The 22,356-nt window shown below is 61.6% G+C and carries 15 protein-coding genes and 2 pseudogenes; 11 read left to right on the forward strand and 6 right to left on the reverse strand.

Features of this window, described 5'->3' with window-relative positions; all coding sequences use genetic code 11:
- Positions 1-82: 82 nt before the first annotated feature.
- A complete protein-coding gene (locus BLT75_RS12650; protein ID WP_176827991.1) occupies positions 83-1,591 on the forward strand; it encodes an O-antigen ligase family protein in 1,509 nt (502 codons plus the stop codon).
- On the forward strand, positions 1,588-2,757 hold the full coding sequence (locus BLT75_RS12655; protein ID WP_176827993.1) for a glycosyltransferase: 1,170 nt from the start codon (positions 1,588-1,590) through the stop codon (positions 2,755-2,757). Before BLT75_RS12650 ends, BLT75_RS12655 begins: the two co-directional genes overlap by 4 nt.
- On the opposite strand, the gene BLT75_RS12660 is transcribed toward BLT75_RS12655, so the two are convergent.
- Genes BLT75_RS12660 through BLT75_RS12670 form a run of 3 tightly spaced genes read right to left on the reverse strand, consistent with a single transcriptional unit; the run spans position 2,708 to position 6,116 of the window.
- The gene (locus tag BLT75_RS12660) at positions 2,708-3,856 is read right to left on the reverse strand and encodes a glycosyltransferase family 4 protein (protein WP_093031987.1); all 1,149 of its coding nucleotides are present in this window, start codon (positions 3,854-3,856) and stop codon (positions 2,708-2,710) included. The genes BLT75_RS12655 and BLT75_RS12660 overlap by 50 nt on opposite strands.
- On the reverse strand, positions 3,853-5,148 hold the full coding sequence (locus BLT75_RS12665) for a lipopolysaccharide biosynthesis protein (RefSeq protein ID WP_093031990.1): 1,296 nt from the start codon (positions 5,146-5,148) through the stop codon (positions 3,853-3,855). Before BLT75_RS12665 ends, BLT75_RS12660 begins: the two co-directional genes overlap by 4 nt.
- Positions 5,145-6,116 (reverse strand): glycosyltransferase family 2 protein, encoded by a 972-nt coding sequence (locus BLT75_RS12670; RefSeq protein ID WP_093031993.1) that lies wholly within the window; start codon positions 6,114-6,116, stop codon positions 5,145-5,147. Before BLT75_RS12670 ends, BLT75_RS12665 begins: the two co-directional genes overlap by 4 nt.
- 79 nt (positions 6,117-6,195) lie before the next feature.
- Between BLT75_RS12670 and BLT75_RS12675 the strand changes: the two genes are divergently transcribed.
- A complete protein-coding gene (locus BLT75_RS12675) occupies positions 6,196-7,188 on the forward strand; it encodes a polysaccharide deacetylase family protein (protein ID WP_176827995.1) in 993 nt (330 codons plus the stop codon).
- Here BLT75_RS12675 and BLT75_RS12680 read toward each other — a convergent pair.
- Positions 7,163-8,260 carry a GDP-mannose 4,6-dehydratase gene (locus BLT75_RS12680; protein ID WP_093031996.1) on the reverse strand — a complete coding sequence of 366 codons (1,098 nt, stop codon included), beginning with the start codon at positions 8,258-8,260 and terminating at the stop codon, positions 7,163-7,165. The two genes, BLT75_RS12675 and BLT75_RS12680, sit on opposite strands and share 26 nt — an antisense overlap.
- 324 nt (positions 8,261-8,584) lie before the next feature.
- On the opposite strand from BLT75_RS12680, the gene BLT75_RS12685 reads away from it, so the two are divergent.
- Both BLT75_RS12685 and BLT75_RS12690 read left to right on the forward strand, forming a co-directional pair.
- Positions 8,585-8,806 (forward strand): transposase, encoded by a 222-nt coding sequence (locus BLT75_RS12685; protein ID WP_093031999.1) that lies wholly within the window; start codon positions 8,585-8,587, stop codon positions 8,804-8,806.
- Positions 8,807-9,106: 300 nt separating this feature from the next.
- Entirely contained in the window at positions 9,107-11,344 is a 2,238-nt protein-coding gene (locus BLT75_RS12690; protein ID WP_176827997.1) for a calcium-binding protein, read from the forward strand.
- Between the two features lie 527 nt (positions 11,345-11,871).
- Here the strand turns inward: BLT75_RS12690 and BLT75_RS12695 are convergent.
- A pseudogene (locus BLT75_RS12695) lies at positions 11,872-12,410 on the reverse strand (transposase); the annotation flags it as partial.
- A 406-nt stretch (positions 12,411-12,816) separates the two neighbouring features.
- On the opposite strand from BLT75_RS12695, the gene dctP reads away from it, so the two are divergent.
- From dctP to BLT75_RS12720, 5 genes and pseudogenes are all read left to right on the forward strand, one after another.
- Positions 12,817-13,965 (forward strand): TRAP transporter substrate-binding protein DctP, encoded by a 1,149-nt coding sequence (gene dctP, locus BLT75_RS12700; protein WP_093032005.1) that lies wholly within the window; start codon positions 12,817-12,819, stop codon positions 13,963-13,965.
- 58 nt (positions 13,966-14,023) lie between these two features.
- Entirely contained in the window at positions 14,024-17,737 is a 3,714-nt protein-coding gene (locus BLT75_RS12705) for a response regulator (protein ID WP_093032008.1), read from the forward strand.
- Between the two features lie 14 nt (positions 17,738-17,751).
- Positions 17,752-18,132: an Hpt domain-containing protein gene (locus tag BLT75_RS12710; protein WP_093032011.1), complete on the forward strand. Its 381-nt coding sequence runs from the start codon at positions 17,752-17,754 to the stop codon at positions 18,130-18,132.
- The gene (locus BLT75_RS12715) at positions 18,129-19,652 is read left to right on the forward strand and encodes a response regulator (RefSeq protein ID WP_093032014.1); all 1,524 of its coding nucleotides are present in this window, start codon (positions 18,129-18,131) and stop codon (positions 19,650-19,652) included. Before BLT75_RS12710 ends, BLT75_RS12715 begins: the two co-directional genes overlap by 4 nt.
- Positions 19,653-19,654: 2 nt before the next feature.
- Positions 19,655-20,218 (forward strand): annotated as a pseudogene (locus BLT75_RS12720) (DDE-type integrase/transposase/recombinase); the annotation flags it as partial.
- Between the two features lie 113 nt (positions 20,219-20,331).
- On the opposite strand, the gene BLT75_RS12725 reads toward BLT75_RS12720, so the two are convergent.
- A complete protein-coding gene (locus tag BLT75_RS12725) occupies positions 20,332-20,910 on the reverse strand; it encodes a cupin domain-containing protein (protein WP_093032016.1) in 579 nt (192 codons plus the stop codon).
- 122 nt (positions 20,911-21,032) lie between these two features.
- Here BLT75_RS12725 and gabT point away from each other — a divergent pair, with 122 nt between their 5' ends.
- A complete protein-coding gene (gene gabT, locus BLT75_RS12730) occupies positions 21,033-22,334 on the forward strand; it encodes a 4-aminobutyrate--2-oxoglutarate transaminase (RefSeq protein ID WP_093032246.1) in 1,302 nt (433 codons plus the stop codon).
- Positions 22,335-22,356: the final 22 nt, after the last annotated feature.

Genomic DNA, 22,356 nt, shown 5'->3' on the forward strand with positions numbered 1-22,356 from the left:
CTGATCAGCCGAAACACCTTGCTACACACGGCTCGGTGCCGATACTAATTGGTATTGTGGAAAGAATTCAATGGACAGGCCCTTGCGAGCGACCAGAGTCCAGTTCTCGAAAACCTCCGGGCGCAGCGCGGCAGCGGTTGTCCTGTGCCTGACGGCTGGACTGATCATCGTTGCCGGACCTACCAAGGCGCTGGGTGCGTTGTTCGGCGCGGTCCTCATCTGTCTAAGCCTGGCCCGGCCTATGATCGGGATGGTCATTGTGATCTTCGCGAACACGTCCTTTCAAGTGCTCGGCAGTTCGCCTTTGACCGGATTTCCGGTCAGCGTTTCCAAGTTGTTCGGAGTAATCACTGTTGGCTCGGTCCTGCTTCATGTGATGTTCATGGGATGGAGGATCACAGCGTCCCCGCTGTACCGGCCGATGCTGGTTTTTCTGATGTGGGTGCTGATCGGGGATTTTGTGGCCCGCAACGCCGAAACATCCTTTCTTGAAGGCACGAACCGGCTGCTGATGATGTTGCTGTTGACAACCTCGGTCGCGACATTGGCAGGTCAGTCGCAAAAGGCGCTGGACCTGATCGTTGTCGCGATCAGCGCCGCGATCGCATTCTGCGGTCTGATCGGTCTGGCCGAGCATTTTCTGCCGTCGCTGGCTTTGCAATCCGATGACCCGCGGTTGCCCGAGGGAGCGATCGGCGGGGTCATCGACAGCGAGTCCCTAGAAGGCGTCGTGATCAAACGTATCACCGGGGGGATCGGTGACGCCAACTGGCTCGCCTATACTGTCGCCATTGCTGTTCCACTGCTGATCTATTGCTGGCACCGCTTTACTGGGACCTGGTGGCGCGTGCTCATCCTGGTCATGGGTGGGCTACAATTGATAGCGCTGGTGTTCAGCTATACGCGAACTGGGTTTCTTGGTCTTGGTGTCGCCGGCCTTTACCTTGCTGTGCGTGGCGTCGTTCCTCTCAGGCCGCTGATGTTCATCTTGGCCTTGGGCTTTTGCGGAAGCATCATCTACTTGCCGCCCGGTCTCGTCGACCGGATGTTTTCGGCAAAATACCTCAAGGAAGGCAGCACACCATTGCGAACGCTGTTCTTCGATCATGCCGTGGATATCTGGTTGGAGGAGCCTATCGCCGGCCATGGCTACAAGGGTTTCGGCGACAAGTTCTATACTGCGGTGAAAGTCACCCTGCCGAATGACTTGCGGCTTCAGGCCTGGGCAGAGGACATGGAGCGTGCGGTAGTCGAGGGGCGGGAACTGGTTTCCAATATCGGGGCGCATAATCTTCAACTGGAAATCCTGGTGGAGTACGGCCTGATAGGTTTCGTGCTTTACTTCGGTGTTTTCGTGATGGGATTCATCGAGATGCGCAGGGTCGAGATTCGCGGGCCGCCGCATTTGCGGGTATTGGCGATCGCCATTTCCGCCGGCATGATCGCGTTCCTGGTCTGCGGTCTGCTGGGGCATGCCAAGTATCTCAAGATCGTTTGGCTGATGTTTGGCGTGCTGATGGCCGTGGCCCGGATTTCGCGCATCGGCGACAGTTCCGCGCGAAATCTACTTGATACATGGCAGGCGAAATGAGCCCGCGGCACGTTCTCTACATTCAGCCCAACTCGGAGGTCGGAGGGTCGGACATCGCGCTGGCGAGAACGATCGAAGCCATGGGGCAAAGCGGCCAGCGCAGCAGTGTCATCCTGCCGAAAGACGGACCGCTGGTGGCGCGGCTTCGGGCCGCGGGCGCCGAGGTACACTTCCTCGAGATGAAGCAGCTGCGGACGTTGCCGTCGGTTCGCTACCAGTCGGCCTACTTGTTGCGACTGGTTCCGACGGTGATCCGCCTGCGGCGCATGATGCGGCAGATCGCGCCCGATCTTGTCCATTCGAATTCCGCCTACTGCCTCTATGGTGCCTTTGCTGCCCGTCTGGCCGGGTTGCCCCATGTCTGGCATGTGCGCGAAATGGCTCCGCAGGTTGCGGTGCTGACCCGGCTCTATGCGGGTATGGTTCGCCGCCTTTCGACGGTCGTTCTGGCCATGTCGGACGCCTGTCTTGAGGCCCTTTACGGCGAAGTTCCCGAAGATGCCGTAGTGATGCCAGATGCGCTGGACGCCGATGCCTTTCGCGCCGTGGCCCGCGCTGGCCGGTTGCGGGCGGAATTGGGTATTGACCCGAACACCCGGATCGTCGGTTTTGCCGCAAGACTGGACCCGTGGAAAGGCGCTGATGTCTTTCTGAACGCGGCGGCGCGGGTATGTCGCGAAAGGAAGGATGTACTGTTCCTGCTCGCAGGCGGCGCGCCTGCGGGACTGGAGGCGCACGAGGCCGAGCTTCATGCGAAGGCCGACGAACTCGGGCTCGGAGAGCGGGTGCGCTTTTTAGGCTGGCGTTACCGGATGCAGGACATGGCGGACGTAATGGAGGGGTTCGACATCTTCTGCCACACTTCCGTGGTTGCTGAGCCATTCGGTCTGGTACTGCTCGAAGCGATGGCGATGGGTACGCCGGTGATTGCGTCCGCGGCGGGCGGCCCCCTGTCGATCATCGAAGACGGCGTGTCGGGACTGTTGTGCCCACCCGGCCAGCCGGATGCGCTAGCGCTGGCGATCCTTGAATTGCTGGACGATCCGGATCGCGCGCGCCGCATCGGCGCGGCGGGCCGCAGCCGTCAGGCCCAGGCGTTTTCGGTCCCGGCCTTCATCACGGCCTTGACGGCTGTCTATGATCTTGCCGAGCAGCGGAGCCGCTGACCAGGGCTCCCGCCGTCTCGGCCATCGCGGTGGCCAATGCGGCGGCGGTGTGGTGCTGTTCGATCCTGGCGCGTGCTGCGGCGCCGAACCGCCTGCGCTTGGCCGCGTCGGCCAGCAGATCCGCCATCGCTGCGGACAAGGCGCCCGCGTCGCCGACGGGGATGACTCGTCCTGAGACGCCATCGGTCACCACTCGCGGCATGTCGCCCGTCGCGGAAACGATGACCGCCCGCCCGGCAGCCATTCCTTCCAGGCAAGTCAGCGGCAGGCTTTCCTTGCGCGACGGAACGACGATGACGTCGCTTGCGGCGATCCAGGGCGCGGTCCGGGGAACAAACCCCGTCAGGGTCACCCTCTCCGATAGTCCCAGTCGGTCGACACGCTCCCGCAGCGCGGCTTCGTCCTCGGGCTTGCCGGAGCCAACGACAACGCCATGCCACGGCTGGTCCATGGCCAGGCCAGCCAGGGCCTCCAGGAAGAGATCCTGACCTTTGCCGCGATGCACCCGGCCGAGCATCGTAAACACAACAACGGTTTCGGGCAGCCCGAGCGAAGCGCGATCAGCGGCGGCGATGTCCGGCAGGGCGACGGCGTTCCACGCCACCGAGGTCCGGCGCGCCCCGGCGGCCTGAACCTCTGCCCGCGCGGCGTGCGATCCGACCAGGACGTGGTCGGCATAACGAACCAGGCGCCGGTCAATGGTCTCGTAAACCGCATGGATGCCACTGTGCGTCGTGCCCAGCCAACCATGGATTTGGCATAACCAGGGTCTGCGGTTGAACGGCCGTGCCATCGCCGCCAGAAGATTGGCACGCATGTCGTGGGTATGCACCACGTCGGCCTTGCACCGGTCAAGCAATCGCGCCATCTGGTGCGCCGCGAGCGGGGCGGATTTCAGGCCTCGCCATTTCAATACCTCCATCGGGACACGCCCATCCGACGTCAGCCTGCGTTCGATCTCGGGGTGCCGCTTGTCGGCAATCAGTATGATCAGCGGCTCTACCCCGTCCATCTCCTGCTGGACAGGTAGGACCGTTTCGAGCAGGGATTCGATGCCGCCGATATCATCATAAAGGCTTTTGACATGCGCGATCCTCATGGGGGCACCTGCCCCGAACGCGATCGCGAGTTCAGCGTTCGCAGGGCCACGGCGCAGATCATCGTCCCGGTTACGAACCGCATCACCAGGATTGCCGTCGCAGCGCCGACAACGCCGTCCGACGGGATCAGCGCCAGACCCGCCGTCAGCATTACTGCGGCCTGACCCAGCGTGATGGCCAGTGTGATGCGCGGCATGTTCATGACAACGAAAGCGAGCGCTACCGGGACTACGGAAAACCACAGCATGACTGCCGCAAACAGGATGCGAAATGCCGGGGCGGCGTCAAGGTAGCTGGGGCCGATCGTGAGCAAGATGATCTGTTCGGCCAGCAACCAGACCACGATCAGTCCCACCGCCGCGAGCGGAACGGTCAGTCGGCAAATGCTTAACCAGAACGAAGGCAGGCGTCCTCGGGAGTGCAGGTCCGCTATTCGCGGCTGAAGCACCCCGATGGCAAAGCCGATGGCAACTTCGGGAACCAGTATCAGCGGCAGCAAGGCGCCATAGAGACCGCTTTCCTGTGGCCCTCGCAGCCAGGTCAGCAAGTAGAGATCCAGACGTTCCACCACCGCGCTGAGGATCATCGCCGGGGCGATCCAGCGGGCATATTGCCAGGTTTCGCGGCTGACCGATCCCACAACGACCCAGAGCGCGCGGCGCGCAGCGCCTGACACCAGGTAGGCAATGCAGACGACGAGGAAGGTTGCCAGCGCATACGCGCCCAGAAAAGTCAGCACGGACAACCAGCCGCCGAGGATCAAGGCCAGTATCAGCGCGACCCGCACCCCCTGCAGACCGGCTTCGAGAGCAAGAAAACCACCGAAACGCTCGCGCGATTGATAGTCCGACAGATAGCCGCGAAAAACCAACTCCAGCCCGGCTGCGGCGCCGACCAACATGACAGCCGGCGCCCAGTCGGCATCGTGCAGGAGTACAGTCGCGATCGGGCGCGCAAGCGCGATCGCCAGCAACACAATGATACCTGCGAGCGCGATACGAAATTGTTGTGCCGCCCGCCAGATCGCGACGGCCTTAGCAGGGTCGGTTCCCAGAACGACTGGCACGCGCCGTACCACGTCCAGATCCAGCGGGTCCGAAAGTGAGGTGGTCAGCATCTTCACCGCAGCCAAAGAAAACGCCAGGACGCCGGCCTGGATCAGCGCGTCGTTTTGTTGGCCAATGGTCCTGTAAACCATCGCGATCATGACAAACCAGACCGCGAGCAGGGCGATACGTCCCATTGTCACCAGCGAGGTTCGGCGCATCAATCCCTTGTCGGCGTCGCTCATTGCTGGTCGATCGCAACTGTGCGGCGCCAGTTGCGCAGCCACTGGATTGTCGTCGCCGGCAGCAGTGCAAAGGCGAACCGCAGCCAGGCGCGCGGCGACAGAAGGATGCCGGGCACCGCTTGCGTAACCTGCCACGACTTTGCAAGCATCCCCGAAAGCCCGGCTCCGATCCTGGTCATGTGCATGGTATCGAAGGCCTGAAGAGCCACAGCCAGTCGCGCCTCGCGGGCGCGTGGTCTCAACGGGGCGGCCTCGGGCCAAGAAAACGCCTGCTCCAGCCCCATGAGATGGTCGTTGAACATCTTGCCGTCGGCATAGAGTTCGAACGAGAGGCTGCTGTCGCGGACCCGATACAGAACCAGGGGCGTATCTAGAAACAGCACCTCCCCGGCCAGGCACATCTTGAGAAACAGCCAGCTATCCGAGATCATGCCCCAACGTTCGTCCATTGCCTGCAACCGCTTCACGTGCTCGGTGCGGGAAATCACCGTCGAATAACAGAAGCCTTCGGTGAAGGTGCGCAAGAAAGCGTCCTCGCCGCTGGACTTGGCGGGCCATGTCCCGCGCATCACCCCGATAGGCGCGCCGTCATCGTCAATCCATATCGCCCTGCCATGCAGCATAGAGGCAGCCGGGTCGGCGTCCAGCAGGGCAACGGCTTCTGCGAGAAATGTCGGCTTGAGCACGTCATCGGCACCCAGCACCAGGAAATACCGGCCGCGGGCGGCCTCGATCCCCCGAGTTACGTTCCCGGCAAAACCGATGTTCTCGGCCGCCCGAAAATAGCTCAGGCGCGGATCGGAAATCCGGGCCATCAGGTCCGGCGTCGCGTCCGTCGAGGCATTGTCGAAAACCAGGACTTCGATATCAGTCAGGGTCTGCGAAAGGGCGCTTCGGACGGCCTCTTCCAGCCACGGTTCAGCGTTGTAGGTTGGGATGACGATAGAAACGACTGGAATGGTGGACATATTTACACTACCTTACGCTAAGGGCGAGCAAGGCCCGTGTTGGCATTCGTGTGGTTTCAGCCGGTGGGGTGCGCGGGGATTGATCGGACGAAAAGTTTCCAAGCTGCTCGATCTGACCATCGCTCGCCTGCTGCCTTCGGTCAGTGACTCCGATACACTGCTCGTGCTGGCGTTTCATGCCGTGCTGGCCGATATGTCGGAACTGTCCGCGAACGTCATAGACCCGTATCAACCGATCACCTTGGACGACATCGCCCGGATAGTTGGTACGCTGAAATCCAGGGGCTTTCGTTTCGTCGATGGCCGGGACCTGTCGCGTGCCGGCCTGAAAGGACCGGCGGCATGGCTGACATTCGACGATGGATATGCCAACAACCTGCGACTTCTTCCTCTGTTGAACGACCTGCGCGTGCCCGCGACGGTCTTTGTCGCGACCTCCTTCGTGGACACGGGCGAAGCCTTCTGGTGGGATGTTCTGTTCCGCGAGGGGACTCGTGCGGGGCAATCGGCGGAAACACTCGCCAGATGGCGCGAGGACATCAAGCGACAATCGCCTGAACAGATCCGCGAAATCCTTGTCGACCGGTTTGGCGCCGCTTCCTTGCGTCCGGTCGGTGAACTGGATCGCCCGATGACTCCGGAGGAAGTTGCGTTTATGTCCCGCGATCCACTCGTCGAGATCGGAAACCATACCCACTTGCATTCGATCTTGCTGCACACCGATCCCGAAGACCAGCTTCGGGATGTTCTGCGCTGCCAGGAACGTCTTTACCAGATGACAGGGCGGCGTCCCGTCACCATCGCCTATCCCAATGGAAATCCCAGTCTGCAATCCCTTGCTATCTCGCGTCAAGTGGGCCTGAACTTTGGCGTGACCTGTGCTCCTTGCCGCACCTCCATCGCAACATTGCGGGAACCGGGGGCTGCCTTCGCGATCGGTCGATTTGCATCGCTGCGTCATGGCAAATTGGACCGTGAACTTGATCTGGCCTTGGCGCCCAAGGGGCTGGCGCAATCCCGCGCACGACGCGAAACCACGGCCTTGGTCAGGGGGATGGGAACTGTGGATTGAATTGGTAAAGGTTGGAATTGCTGCGAGAGTTTCGCAATCGATTGAACTGCACACCTTTGCCGGAAATGAGTTTGAGGGTTCTGTTGATCCGCTGCTGCGCACCTTTGTCCTTCTGCTGCGACGCCGAATAGAGTTCCAGGTTCGCTTTGTACCAGTCGACCAATGCACTCAGTTCGTTCTCGAGCAGGCGGGTGGGTTTCCAACCCAAGGCCGAAAGCTGTTCCCCCTTCACCCCGTACCTGCAGTCGTTGTGCGGTCGATCGGGGCCAAAGGCGACGAATTTCTCGACATCGATGCCTAGCGCTTTGCTGACCATTTCGACGACGGCCATGACCGAGTATTCCTTTTGCGCGGGCACGTTGTACACGCCGCCGTCCTCGCCGTGATCGATTATGGCTCCTACTGCCTGGCAAAAGTCTGAAACCTCAAGAAACGCCCGGAATGCCGTGCCACGACCATGGACGACAAACGTATTTCCCAGGAGCGCGTCGCATATCAGCTTGGGGATCAGCTTCTCGGGATATTGTCGGGTGCCGAATATATTGTTGGCGCGCGTGATCCTGGTCCGCATGCGGTAGGATCTGGCATAGGACAAGACAAACATTTCCGCGGCCGCCTTGGATGCGGCATACGGGTTCGTTGGGTTCAGTTTGTCATTGACCGTAAGATTCCTGCACTCGGACTCGCCGTAAACCTCATCGGTGCTGACGTGGACAAACAAACCGACATTGTTCTGTCTGGCGGCCGCCAGAACGCTGATCGTGCCCATGATGTTGGTTTCGATGAACGGTTTGACATCACGGTACGAGTTGTCGACATGCGACTCGGCAGCCGCGTGGATCACTAGGTCGGCCCCTGCAAGCACAGTGTTCATCAGTTCCGAGTTACAGATCGAGCCCTCGACAAGAGTGGCGCGTCTTGACCGTAAAAGAGGTTCAAGATATTCGCGCCTCGCCGGGTAACACATCTTGTCCACGACGACCAAATGGGCCTGCGGATATTTCGACGCTAAATAGTCCACAAGGTGCGAGCCGATAAATCCGGCGCCACCGGTAATACATATCTTCTTCATACAATTCCCCCCACCCCCTCTGGAAAAAACCAGAAGAGGGATCGCCAAAACACACTTCAACACTTTTGTCCCGCCAAGCCCCACCCTTCTTGAGGTAAATGACGGTTGCCTTGCTTTTGGTCCCGGACAAGCAGAAATGATCCAGGGTTTGCAGTATGATGTTGGACCCAGCGCCCACACCAATCCCGTTATTAAAGGGAAAGACTGTCATATATTTAAATTTTTAGCAAGGAATCTGTATCGGCGCGGCCTTTGCTATCGCACTGCGGCAGTGTTGCACAACTTGGAGTTTCAAGGATCCACGTCGCGTTTCCATGCGGTTAGATGGAGCGGATGAGCAAGCCATTACCTGCCCGCCATCACACTGCGATCTGGAAGAGATATGTTGCGGCCCTGAAGCGGCGTGGATTTCTGCTGATCCGGCTGGACAAGAACACGACCTGGCTTGCTGACAATGCGGCCGCCCTGGCCGCCACCCCGGCATTCTCCGATGTTGCGATCCAATTCTGTGTGTCGGTAACGGTGCTCTTCACGCTGCCTCTCTGACTGGTCGCCGGGGTGGTTGCCGGCCGCTCCATTGGGTTTGACTGGCGCGATCATCGCCGCGCGTGCCGCACGAAGCTGCCGACATTCGATTGGCAGGATTAGGCCGGAACATTCAGGGAATATGGCGGGTTCTCGCTTGTCCTTTGGCGGTCGCTTGACGAACCTGACGATCCGGATACCGTCCTGCAAAAATGAGGCGGGCTGGCAAAAAAATCAGCTCAAAAAAAAACAGCCATGATTTCTCCACATTTGGTGGGGATCATCGGTTTCGTGCACCAGGCAGGCAACGGAGCATATCAAATGAGCGGCCTAACCACTTCCAGCGACAGCAATCTGCTGGACCAATTCGTATCGCCCCTTTTTGGATTCTCGGAGACCGAAACTTTTGCCGGACCCAATGGAAAAGCTAAGGTCTCGGCCACCGGGGGCAATGATGTCGTGTTGGGCACGCCGGGGGACGACAGCCTGACCGGCGAAGGTGGCAACGACACGCTTGTGGGCGATGCCGGCAATGACATACTGATCGGGGGCGAGGGGCTCGACCTCGCGATGGGCGGTTTTGGCAACGATTTTCTGTCGGGCGATGCAGGCGATGACCTGCTGCTTGGTGATGACGGGAACGACACGCTTGACGGCGGTACCGGTGCCGACACGCTGGATGGCGGCCAGGGCGATGACATGATCAACGGCGGGGCCGGTAGCGACAACCTGTCGGGTGGCGCGGGTGCAGATTTTCTTTCCGGTGACGGACCCGGCACTGCAACGTCTTTTGGCCACGACACCATCATGGCGGGCGCCGGCAATGACACGATCTGGGGGGGGATGGGTGATGACATCCTCAACGGAGAGGCCGACGACGACAAAGTCGACGGCGGTGACGGCGATGACCAGGTCTTCGGCGGCGACGGAAACGACACGCTTTCTGCGGGTGCCGGCAACGATTATCTCAGCGGCGACGCCGGAATGGACACGCTTTGGGGCGGTGATGGCAACGACGTGCTGTCCGGAGGTCTTGGTAATGACGCGCTGTACGGCGGTGCCGGTACCGACACGCTGGATGGCGGCGAGGGCGATGACACGATCATCGGCGGGGCCGATAGCGACAACCTGTCGGGTGGCGCGGGCGCAGATTTTCTTTCGGGTGACGGACCCGGCACTGCAACGTCTTTTGGCCACGACACCATCTTGGCGGGCGCCGGCAATGACACGATCTGGGGGGGGATGGGTGATGACATCCTCAACGGAGAGGCCGACGACGACGTAGTCGACGGCGGTGATGGCGATGACCAGGTCTTCGGCGGCGACGGAAACGACACGCTTTCGGCTGGCGCCGGCAACGATTCTCTCAGCGGCGAAGCAGGAAATGACACGCTTTGGGGCGGTGATGGCAACGACGGGCTGTCCGGCGGTCTCGGCGATGACGCGCTATACGGCGGCACCGGTGCAGATACCATGATGGGTGAAGAAGGGCACGATTTTCTAAATGGTGGCTGGGGAGGAGATTTCCTCATCGGCGGTGGCGGGAATGACACTCTGCATGGCAATGGAGGGAACGACTATTTCGAGGGCGGGTGGGGCAACGACCTCGTGGAGGGTCATAATGGAGAGGATACCCTTCATGGAAACGAGGGCCATGACACCCTGATTGGCGGTGGTGACATGGACTTCCTGGAAGGCCATGACGGAAACGACCTGATGAATGGCGGCGACGGCGCCGACACATTGTTTGGCGGCGCCGGCGATGATGTGATGCTCGGGGGCAGTGGAGACAACTTTCTGCGCGGCGACGAGGGCATGGACAGCATGGTCGGTGGTGTCGGCGCCGACTTGATGATTGGCGGCTCCGGGAATGACACGCAGTCGGGGAATGACGGTAATGACAATCTCAATGGGGGCGTCGGTGATGACCTCATGATCGGCGGCAGTGGCAATGATCGAACCTACGGCGACTTCGGAAACGACACGGCGGACGGCGGCGCGGGCGACGATACGCTCTTCTCGCGCTCAGACGGCGGACAACCGGTGCTCGACCAGGTCAGGCGCGCCAACGGCGAGTTCCAGTATATCGTCTACGAAGATGCCAACGATGTTCTTACTGGGGGCGCGGGGGCGGACGAGTTCATCTTCCGGCTCGACATGAATGCCACGGCCGAGGTGCTGGCACGGAACACCAACCTGGATGGCACCGTCGACTGGATGTCAATAATGATGGAGAATGACAATTATCACGACCATTGGGTCGAGGCCATCGGGAACGATGTGATTACCGATTTTACTCCCAGCGAAGGCGACACCTTGGTGATCAGCGGTCATACCGTGTCGGTCACGCTGGAACAGGTGGACGAAGATGGCGACGGAGCCATGGATTATACGCTGCTGATGTTGATGAGCGTTCAACCCATGGTGAACGGCGCGCATCACAATGATTCCCTGGGCACGATCCGTGTCTATGGCGAAGCTTTCACCCTTGCCGACATTTTAGTCGACCCCAGCGCAATGTGGGATGCATACGACTCCCGAGAGGAGTTTCTCCTCTAACTGCCTGCGGTTCGTGGGAAACTGAGACCAGTTAGAATCTGCCTGACATCCCCGCCAGCCACCTTCGGGTATTCTGGGCGGTTGCGCGTTGTGTTGGCGCGCAGAGACGCCTTGGAGCGGCGCGGGAGGGCGGAATTTCGGGCGCAGTCTCTGCGGGACATTTCGGCGGTGCGGTTTTGTTTCGGGCAGAGATTAACAGGGAATTTACAGGGAAAAATGCAACGCGCCGCGCCGACTTTTTGACGATTGGCCCGACCGAGACCGGGCCGATCCCCGGCGTGGAGACCGACCCCAAGGTTCGAACAATCGAAGGGGGATCAGGCGTTGGTGCTAGGCGAAGAGAACGGCTGCTTACTGGTATTTCCACTCGTCACCCGTGGCTCCACAGCCTTGCCTTCGGCATCGCCTCTGTCTCCTCGACCGTGCGCAGCATACCCACCCTCACACAACCCATCTCGGATCCAGCCCAGCGCCTGCCACCAGTCCGCGTGGGCCCGGCGGCCGGCTTCGATCTGCTGCGGATGCGGGACACCCAGCTTCTCCTCTGAATAGAGTAGGTAGAGCCTCTTGTGGTTCACGATCATTCCCTTGCGCTCCTGCATGACGCCGATACGCCGGTAGCCGAACCGGCTGCGCCTGGCAGCGACGGCCTTCATCTCTGCCCTGATCTCTGGATTGTCCGGCGGGCGTTCATGTCGGGCCGTCTTCGGATTCACACCGACAAGTCGGCAGGCTCGACGCTGCGAGACATTATGATCCCGAATCGCCTTGAGCGCTGCCTCGTGCCGCTCATTCGGTGTCGTCGACTCTTTACCAGAAGGTCGTTGAGCACCACGTTGTCCAGCGTCGTGTCCGCCTGCAGGCGCTTGAGCTTGGCTTTCTCGTTTTTCAGCGCCTTCAGCTTGGCGGCGTCAGACACTTCCATACCACCATACTTCGATTTCAACTTGTAGAACGTGCTCTGGCTGACGCCTTGCTTGCGGCACACCTCGTCCGTAGGCATGCCAGCGTCCTGTTCCTTGATCATTTCGATGATCTGCGCCTTGGTGAAACGGCTCTTTCGCATTCGTTTGCTCCTTCGAAAAGTTGAGCAAACTCTACATCGGCGTGAGGGAAGTTTCGGGGGGCAGGTCAAATCCCTCGCAAGACCGGGGCCGTCCAACAATGACCGCACTCAGCTCCGAGACCGTTTCGTGTTCGTCTTGCCGCGCCTCTGCCCAATCACGGCGTTCGGTATCGACATCGGCAACCGGAGGCTGGCTGCACAAGGCCAACTCAAGGCGATTTCCCCTCGCCAGCGTGCGTCAGAAGTTGATCTCATTGCCCCGAACCCGCCGGGAACGCTCTGTCAAGCCGCCGATTTTTTGTAGTAATCCCATACGACCGAGCTATTAATGGGAGCAGTTTTCCGGTGATCCGACGCCCATTCCGGGCACAGGCTCCTTAGGTAAAAAAGTGGGAGGTGACCAACGATGAAACATCGGGGGGGAACCCGGCGGGGGCCGGCTGACATCGCGCCGAACACCACCAGACGCAAAGCGCTTTTCGCGGCGGCGACCGTGAGCGCAGGGGCCTTGGCGGCGCCGTTTGTGGGTAACGCGCAGGTCTCGGGCGGACGGAAGCTCACGATCCAGTCGCTCTGGACCGAGAATACGATCGGCTACCGGACATTCAAAACCTGGTGCGAAAGCATCGTCGAACTGACCGAGGGCGAGATCGAATTCGTCCCTTTCGCGGGCGGAACGGTTTCTGAAATCTTCGACATGATGACCGCCACTTCGGCGGGGGTGCTCGACGGAATGCACTGGGTGCCGCATTACGCCGCGATCACCGGGGCGATGCCGGCCGGGGCTTTGCTGACGTCCTTCCCGATGGGGCTGCCGCATCCGCATCAATGGGACATGTTGTTCGACAGCTACGGTGGCACCGAACTGGCCCGCGAACTCTACGCACGCCATGGCCTGCATTACGTCGGCCACGTCCACCACGACATGAACCTCATTCATTCCAACAGGCCGATCCGCTCGCTGGACGATTTCCGGGGGCTGAACCTTCGGATGCCCGGTGGGATCGTGGCCGACTGCTTCGAGGCCATCGGCGCGCGGACCATCGCGCTCGCGGGGTCTGAAGTACAGCCTGCGCTGGCCTCCGGCGCGATCGACGCTGCGGACTTCACCGGCCCGGCGATGAATTACGACCTCGGCTTTGCCGATGTCAGCAAATATATCGTCATGGGTCCGACCTCGACGCCCTGCCTGCATCAGCCGGTCGACCTGACGATCGTCGTTTTCAACCAGGACGTCTGGAACAGCTTCACAGCCGCGACGCAGGACCTGCTGACAGAGCTTGTCCGCGCCTTTTCGGTCAAGCACTTCACAGCTCACCAGGAGGCCAATATCGCCGCCTGGACAAAGTTCGCTGAGGCCGGCGTGGAGATCACGCGGCTGTCCGAGGACGACGTGGAGCGGTTCCGCAAGATTGCTCTGCCCCTTTGGTTCGAATGGGCGAACCGGGACACCGATTCCGCGCGGGTCTTCAAGCTGCACCTCGATGTGATGCTCAATCCGGCAGTGGCCTACATCAACCCCGACGACATCAAGGACTTCGAACTGAAGCTCTGACGCAGAGGTGACCCGACCGGGCGAACGCCCCGGCGCGTTGTGCGGAGAAGGGTGCGCAATGGCAACAGCAGATGACGAAAGGTCCGGTCTCGCGGCCCTGCTTCCCTACACGATCCGAGGCAAGCTCCTTCTGGTCGTCGTCATCTTCTTTCTGTCGGCAGCCATCAGCGCGCTGATCGCGCACCGCGCTAACCTCGTAATTCAAGAGCAGCTTGCCTCGATCTCCAACGAGAGCATCCCGGCCCTCGTCATCGCGCATCGGGTTGCCGAAGACACAACGAACATCCGCAACGCCGCCGCCTCGGTTGCCACCTCCGACAACGCCGAACAGCTTGCCGCCCGGATGGCGACGCTGAAGGGGTACCTGGACCGCATCCGGTTGGTCATCAACGAACTGGAAAAACGCGGCAGCGGCGCCGAGACGGTCCTCAGCCTCGAGTCCTCGGTCCGTGACGTCGGCGCGCTGTCGGAGAAACTTGCCACCATCATCGCGCAGAGGATCGAGCTGGCCGGAACGCTTGGCAGCCAGGTTCAGAGCCTTGCCCGAACCCACGCAGCGTTCAACCGTTCCATGGAACCCCTGATCGCCGAGCAACTCGAAGTCCTCAGCGCCGAAAGCGACCGCGTGAACGCCAGCACCGAGGCCTCGGTCGCCTTGTTGAACGACCTCGGAGTCCGGGGGTTGATCCCGCTGCTGACGATGCAGGTCCAGCTTGGGATCATCGAGCGATCAATGATCGGCGCGCTCAGCGCCTCGACGGACGAAGCTCTTCGCGACAATTGGAGCGCTTTTGTCACCTCGAGTTCAGTCGCCGCGCGCAACGTCGATGAACTGCGAGACAACGGCCCGGTTCGGCAGGTGGTCGATGTCGAAGAATTGTCCGAGATGATTGACCAGATCATAGCCCTCGGTGCAGGCGCGGACGGCATCTTTGAACGCCGCAGGTCCGCGCTGGCCGACCCCACGGCGGCTTTCGATGCGCAAGAAACCGAACGCGACCTGCGCCGGACCGTCTTGCAGCTCGACGTCGTTCTGCGGCGCTCGATCATCCTGATCCGGGGCCAGGCCGTCACGGTGGGCGCCAACCTCAGCAGCCAGGTCGCGGCCAGCCTCGACGCCATCAATGACGCCAGCGTCGTCGGCTACGGGACACTTCTGGCGCTGGAAACGCTCGGCAACCGGACCGTTGGCATACTTTCTCTGGCGCCATTTGCAGAAGACCGGGCCGGGCTGAATGGGTTGCGGGCGGATCTTGGTGCGGTGGCGACCGAAACTTCGGCGCTGATCGCCCGCCTCGGCCCGCGCACCGACGTTTCGGACACCGCCGACTTGGCAGAGCGCCTGATCGGCTTCGGCTTCGGTGGAGGAGGAGAGACGGTTTTCGGCCTGCGCGCGCGTGAGCTTGGCGCGCTGGAGCAGGCCGAAGGGCTGCTTCTCAGAACCAACGAGCTCACCGAGAGGATGAGTGGTCTTGCCGCGACCATCGTTTCCGAAACCCGCCAGTCCACCGACGCCTCGGCCGCTGCGGTGCTTTCGTCGCTCCAAGCAAGTCGGCTGACCCTCGCTGTTGTTCTCATCGCCTCGCTCGTGGTGATCCTCGGTGCCTTTGCCTATGTAAACCGCAGCCTCGGCTCGAGGCTCAGCGCGTTCAGCAACGCCGCCTTGTCCCTCGCCGAGGGCGATCTGCACGTCCCCCTGCCAAAGCCCACCGGACGCGACGAGGTCTCACGTCTGATGCGCGCGCTGACTGTTTTCCGCGACACGGCCGTCGAAATGGAGCAGAGCAACCTGCGCGAGATCGCCGAGACCCGGCAGCGGTTGATCGACGCCATCGAGAGCATCTCGGAGGGCTTTGCCTTCTACGACGCCGACAACCGGCTTGTCCTGTGCAACACCCGCTACCGGGATTTCTTGGGCGACCCGGCCGGAGACTTCGTTCGACCTGGCCGCTTGGCAGAAGAGATCGCCCAAGACGTGCCGCCGGGCTCGGGCCTGCGACTCGAGGCCGATCGGAGCGGTCAAGCGCCGCGGGCGTCGAACGTTCGGAAGTTGCAGGACGGACGCTGGGTCCAAATCGACAAACGGCGAACAAGCGACGGCGGCTCGGTCTTGGTATATTCGGACATCAGCGAGCTTAAGCAGCGGGAAAGCGAACTAACCCAAGCCAAAGAGCAGGCCGAAGCCGCCAACGAAGCAAAAAGCTCATTCCTGGCTACGATGAGCCACGAAATCCGGACGCCGCTCAACGGGATCATGGGGATGAGCAGCCTGCTTGCCTCGACGAAGCTCGACGCCGAGCAGCGCGAATTTGCCACCACCATCGGCGATGCAGCTGACACGCTGTTGACCATCATCAACGACATCCTTGACTTTTCGAAGGTCGAAGCCGGGGCGCTCGACCTTGAGGAGCTTGAGATCGACCTTGTCGAAGCGGTGGAAGCAGCGGTGGAACTGGTTATTCCCAAGGCGGACGAGAAAGGCGTTGAACTGGCCTGCCGGATCGCGCCCGAGGTTCCGCGCGGCGTGGTGGGCGACCCGACCCGGCTTAAGCAAGTGTTGCTCAACCTGCTGAACAATGCCGTGAAGTTCACGGAAAAGGGTGAGGTCCTTCTTGGCGTGAGCCTTGCCGAGTCCGTGCCCGAGGCAGGCGACACCGCGCATGTCACCTTTTCGGTTTGCGATACGGGTATCGGCATTCCCGCCGACCGCATGGACCGCCTCTTTCGCTCATTCAGCCAGGTCGACGCCTCGACGACACGGCGCTACGGCGGTACCGGGCTAGGTCTCGCCATCAGTCAGCGGCTTGTCGAAAAGATGGGCGGCAAGATCGAAGTCGAGAGCAAGCCCGGGTACGGCTCTACCTTTTCCTTCGCTTTGCCAATGCGGCGCTGCGCCTTGCCCGACCGCAACGACCGGCAGGCCCGGATTGAGGCGTTGCGTGGCAGGACCGCGCTTGTGGTGGACGACAACCTGACCAACCGGCGGATCATCGATGAAAGGCTCCGTGCTTGGGGCATGTTGCCCGAGGCCCTGGGAGACCCGTACGGAGCGCTTGAGCGCCTCAAGGGCGAACCGGCCATCGACGTGGTGATCATCGACTACAAGATGCCGGAAATGACCGGGCTCGAACTGGCTCGGCGGGTCCGCACCGCACTTGGAGAGGCTGCGCCGCCGATGATCCTTTTCACTTCGCTCACCCCCGCCGAGCCGGCTTTCTGGGTCGAGATCCGCAAAGCCGGCTTTGCCTCGGTGCTGGCGAAGCCGCCGAAGTCTGCACAACTCCTGCAAGCCCTCGCCTCGGCGGTCGGCTGGCAGGAACGGCACGCCGCGCCAGAGGCCGAAGCTCCCGAGGTCCCAGCTGAGGCACTGTCGATCCTTCTTGTCGATGACAACCGGATCAACAGGAAGGTCGGGCAGAAGATGCTCGCCAAGAACGGCTACGGCTCCGACCTCGCCTGCGGCGGTGCCGAGGCGGTCGGGCTGGCGGCCGGCGGGACCTACGACGTCATCCTGATGGACATTGAGATGCCCGATATGGATGGGGTAGAAGCCGCCGCCGAAATCCGACGCGCCTTCGAGGGGCGGCCGCGGCCCTATATTGTGGCGCTGACAGCGAACGCGCAGACCTCGGCGCGGGATACCTACCTAGACGCGGGAATGGACGACTACCTAAGCAAACCGGTGGACGAAGCGGCACTGGTTGCCAGTCTCAAGCGCGGCGCGACCTTCCGGCAGGCGCAGCGCGGGGATGGCGAAGGACGTGAACATTGAACTGGGGGGAAACGATGGAAAACGCTGACATAGACCTGGCCGCGTTGAAACGGCTGCTGGAGGTCGTGGGCGGAGATGTCGAAGAACTCGAGGATCTGCGGAACGACTACTTTGAGGACGCCCCCGAGCTCGTCCGGCGCATCCTTGACGCAGCGGGCAGAGCAGACCTTACGGCCCTAAAGATCGCCGCCCATACGCTAAAGTCGAACGCCCGTGATTTCGGCGCGGCGCGGCTGGCGGAGCTTTGTGCCGTGCTCGAAAGGACGTGCCTTGAAGGCGGTCCGGAGGACCCCGTCGGGCTTGCCCGGCGTATCCGGGACGAAGAGGACCTTGCCAGGCGCGCGCTCGCGGGCTTGAACCTTGGCGATCTTGAAGGGCCACGGTCCGAAAGATGATTGACCTGCCCCCCCCAGACACCACCGCCGAGGCATCGGTCCTGATCGTCGACGACAGCCGAGTCAGCGGCCGCAAGCTTGGCAAGGCGGTCACCGCGCTCGGCCACCGGACCCAGCTTGTCACCGGCGGCGCCGAGGCGCTTGCCATCTTGCGCGAGACAACTTTCGACATCGTGCTTCTCGACATTGTCATGCCCGAGGTGGACGGCTACCAGGTGCTGAGCGTCATGAAGGCCGATGCCGCGTTGCGCGACATCCCGGTCATCGTGATCTCGGCGCTGGACGAAGAGATCGACAGCGTCGCCCGCGCCATCGAACTTGGCGCGGAGGACTTTCTGCCCAAGAACTTTGAGCCGGCCATTCTCAAGGCTCGGATGAACGCCTCTCTCGCCCGCAAACGGTTCCGCGACCGAGAGCTCGCCTATTTCCGCGACATCGATACGTTGACCAGGGCCGCCCAGGTGATCGAGGGTGGGGCTTTTCGTCCGACGGAACTCGCCATTGCAGACGTGGCCGCACGGAACGATCCTCTGGGCGGGCTCGCCAAAGTCTTCCGCAGCCTGGCCGAGGAAATCTACGACCGCGAGCGCCGCGCCGACCTGACGGTGCGCACCCTTCGCGGCACGCTTCTGGTTCTCGCGGCGGGCAGCATCTTCGGGATCGCGCCCGCGCTTGGCCGTCTCGCCTCGGCCCGCGATGTGCCGCCGCTGGGGCTGGTATTCTGGTCGGCGGTCGTCGCCTCGGCGGTTTGCCTTTCGGCGTCGGTCCTTCGCCGGGGACTGCCGCGCCTGAAATTGCGGGACTTCGGGTTTCTCGCGCTTTGGGCGGTGCTGCTCGGCTCGCTCTACCAACTTCTGACCGTGGTAATCGCGGCCCATGTCGAGGCCACGATGATTGCGCTGATCGGAAGTTCGCGGGGGTTCATGGTTTTCCTGCTGGCTGCGCTTCTGGCGCTCGAGCGTCCAAGCCTGCGGCGTTTCTTCGGTCTCGGGGTCGGCTTCGCCGGGATAGCCGTCGTTCTTCTGATGCAGGGTGCCGGTGGTGAGGGCGAACTTCTCTGGCAGATCTCGGCGCTGGTGCTTCCCTTCCTTTTGTCGCTGCATACGCTTCTGATGTCCTGGCGCCCGAGGCACATCGACGCTGGCGCGACAGTCGGGTTGATGATGGCGCTTTCGGCGCTGTTCCTGCTGCCCTTTGCCGCTGCCCAGGACGCTTTGTTCCTTCCCTCGGCCTCGTTCGGCCAGCGCGAGATCATCGTGCTCGCGCTCGGCGTATCGACAGCCGCCGCGCTGGTTCTGGCACTTGAACTCGTGGCGACGGCGGGGCCGGTCTTTGCCAGTCAGATGGCCTATTCCCAGACGCTGGCCGGGATCGCATGGGGGATGCTGTTGTTGGGCGAACGTCTTTCGCCGCTGGCTTGGGGCTCGCTCGTGCTAGTGATCGTTGGTTTCTGGCTGGTCGAGCCGAAGCGCGCGGGGGACGATTTCCGGATCACGCTCAGGATGCGGGGCAGGCAGTAGCCGAGGTGGCCTGGTTCTGGTGGTACCGGTTCGGGCCGATATTTGCCAACGAGATCGGAAAACGATTTGTCGAAGGGATGAAGTCGAGCCGATCATGCTGGCATCTCGACGAGATGTCCGTGAAGATCAATGGCGAACCCCACTACCCGTGGCGGGCTGTGGATCACGAGGGCGAAGTCCCTGAGAGCTACGTCACGAAGAAGCTGGACAAGAAGGCCGCGCTGAAATGTCTAAGGAACGCAATGCGTAAGCATGGACACCCCGAAGTGGTCGTGACCGACAGGCTCCGGTCCCACGGTGCCGCCCTGAGGGAAGTTGGTGCGGGGCGTCGCCGGCAAACGGGGCGCTGGCTGAACAATCAGGTCGAAAACTCACACCTGCCGTTTCGACGACGAAAACGGTCAATGCTAAGGTTCCGGAGGATGCGAAGTTTGCAGATGTTCGCCGCCGTTAACGCCTCGGTCTTCAACCATTTCAATTCTAAGCGCCGCCTCGCCTGCCGACAAATTTTCAAGCTCAACCGCGCTGTCGCTCTTGCCCGGTGGCGTAAACTTGCTGTGGCATAAACAGCAGGGTCACTCTCCAACCGGAGACCAATTGGAATCTGTCTGACGGGCCCCTTGAGTCTTATCTTCATGGGCGTTCGGTTTGCGGTTTGGGTGAGCGCTCTTGCTCGGGATCAAAGATATGGTGGCGTGCAGGCTGACACCACGACCGCGATGCGGTCGGATATGTTGCGAAAGCGGTGTGGCTCGCGCGAGTTGAAGAGATAGGCGTCACCGGTCTTGAGAATGCGAACACTGTCGCCGACCGTCACTTCGAGCTCGCCCGCGATGACGATTCCGCCTTCGCTGGCAGGGTGAGATATCATGTCGTCGCCTGTGTCGGCGCCCGGTTCATAGGTTTCGTGCAGTATTTGCAGCCCGTGTTCGCGAGCGTTGCCGACCTGCTTCAGGGCCATGCGGCCACGGGTTTCGGGGCGATCGGAATAGATGCGCGAGGTGAGATCCTTGAACTGGTCCGGGGCAAAGAAGATTTCATTCACTTGATTCGCCTCGGGCTCAAAAAACTCAGACATCGTGATCTCCAATCCGCCCAGAATTTTGCGCAATGTGGCGACAGAAGGACTGCTGCGGTTGGTCTCGACCATCGAGATCTGGCCGTGGGGAACAGCTGCGGCCTCGGCCAGTTGGCGTTGGGAAAATCCTTTGTTTATGCGAAGTTCCCGCAATCTCGCGCCGACATCAAAATCGGTCATTCTGGTATCCTTCCCTCGGTCGCTTGACTGGAATTTACCCGAACCGGGCTTGGGAAAAAAGATTTGAGATGCTTTAAATATTGAGCTAATTGTGCTCAATATACTCTTGCATGGAGGGCGAGATGCCGCGAACCAAGGATCTTATCGACCGGCGTAAAGCGGCGGTGGCCAATGGCGTTGCGACGCGTCGCATCTATGCGGCACGCGCCGAAAACGCCGAATTGTGGGATGTTGACGGCAAGCGCTATCTCGATCTTGCCGCCGGGATCGCGGTTAACAATACCGGCCACCGCCACCCCAAATTGATGGCGGCGGTTGCGGCACAGGCCGAGGCCTTTACCCATACCTGTTTCCACGTTGCGCCTTATGAGGGTTATGTGCGTCTGGCCGAGCGGTTGAACGCGGCTACTCCGGGGGATTTCGCCAAAAAGACCATGCTGGTCACGACCGGGGCCGAAGCGGTTGAAAACGCGGTCAAGATGGCGCGGGCCTTTACCGGACGGTCGGGTGTGATCGCTTTTTCGGGCGCGTTTCATGGCCGCACTCTGATGGGGATGGCGCTTTGCGGCAAGGTTCAGCCCTACAAGCGCTCCTTTGGAGCGATGCCGCCCGAGGTGTATCATGCGGTCTTCCCGAACGCCTATCACGGGGTCACGCCCGAGATGAGCCTGGCGCAGATCCAACAACTCTTCCGCTCCACGATCGATCCGGAACGGGTGGCGGCGATCATCATCGAGCCGGTACAGGGCGAGGGCGGGTTCAACGTCGCGCCGCCAGAGTTCCTGCGCGGGCTGCGGGCAGTGTGCGATAGGCATGGGATCGTGCTGATCGCGGACGAGGTGCAGGCGGGCATGGCGCGGACCGGCAAGCTCTTTGCCATGGAACATGCAGGTGTGGCGGCCGACCTGGTGACGATGGCCAAGGGGCTGGCCGGGGGCTTTCCCCTGTCGGCGGTCACGGGCCGGGCCGAGATCGTCGATGCGGCGCCGCCGGGCGGGATCGGGGGTACCTATGCGGGTAATCCGCTGGCCGTGGCCGCCGCAAATGCAGTGCTGGATGTCATAGCGGACGAGGGGTTGTGCATTCGGGCCGAACAGGTGGGCGATGTGTTGCGTCAACGGCTAGAGGCGATGGCCGCGCGGCAGGGGATGGAGGCGATCGGCGATGTGCGCGGCGTCGGCGCCATGGTGGCGTTCGAACTGGTCACCGACCGGGCGACACGGGCGCCTGATGCAGCCCTGACGCAGGCGATCGTGGCCGAGGCCGAGGCGCGCGGGCTGATCATCCTGCCCTGTGGCACGTATGGCAACGTGGTGCGCCTGTTGCCACCGCTGACCGTTCCGATGGCGCAGGTAGACGAGGCCCTCGATATCCTCGAAGCCGCGCTTGAGGCGGCCATCGGCAAGGCGGCGCGGGCGGCCTGAGTCCGCTATCCCAACTGGAGGA

The organism is Ruegeria marina (genome assembly GCF_900101475.1).
Taxonomy (GTDB): Bacteria; Pseudomonadota; Alphaproteobacteria; order Rhodobacterales; family Rhodobacteraceae; genus Ruegeria_B; species Ruegeria_B marina.

Coding starts and splice junctions, on each gene's coding strand:
- BLT75_RS12670 (WP_093031993.1), bottom strand. CDS start 6,116: ATGTCCACCATTCCAGTCGTTTCTATCGTCATCCCAACCTACAACGCT.
- gabT (WP_093032246.1), top strand. CDS start 21,033: ATGCCGCGAACCAAGGATCTTATCGACCGGCGTAAAGCGGCGGTGGCC.
- BLT75_RS12655 (WP_176827993.1), top strand. CDS start 1,588: ATGAGCCCGCGGCACGTTCTCTACATTCAGCCCAACTCGGAGGTCGGA.
- BLT75_RS12660 (WP_093031987.1), bottom strand. CDS start 3,856: ATGAGGATCGCGCATGTCAAAAGCCTTTATGATGATATCGGCGGCATC.
- BLT75_RS12665 (WP_093031990.1), bottom strand. CDS start 5,148: ATGAGCGACGCCGACAAGGGATTGATGCGCCGAACCTCGCTGGTGACA.
- BLT75_RS12685 (WP_093031999.1), top strand. CDS start 8,585: ATGGAGCGGATGAGCAAGCCATTACCTGCCCGCCATCACACTGCGATC.
- BLT75_RS12705 (WP_093032008.1), top strand. CDS start 14,024: ATGGCAACAGCAGATGACGAAAGGTCCGGTCTCGCGGCCCTGCTTCCC.
- BLT75_RS12690 (WP_176827997.1), top strand. CDS start 9,107: ATGAGCGGCCTAACCACTTCCAGCGACAGCAATCTGCTGGACCAATTC.
- BLT75_RS12725 (WP_093032016.1), bottom strand. CDS start 20,910: ATGACCGATTTTGATGTCGGCGCGAGATTGCGGGAACTTCGCATAAAC.
- BLT75_RS12715 (WP_093032014.1), top strand. CDS start 18,129: ATGATTGACCTGCCCCCCCCAGACACCACCGCCGAGGCATCGGTCCTG.
- BLT75_RS12680 (WP_093031996.1), bottom strand. CDS start 8,260: ATGAAGAAGATATGTATTACCGGTGGCGCCGGATTTATCGGCTCGCAC.
- BLT75_RS12710 (WP_093032011.1), top strand. CDS start 17,752: ATGGAAAACGCTGACATAGACCTGGCCGCGTTGAAACGGCTGCTGGAG.
- dctP (WP_093032005.1), top strand. CDS start 12,817: ATGAAACATCGGGGGGGAACCCGGCGGGGGCCGGCTGACATCGCGCCG.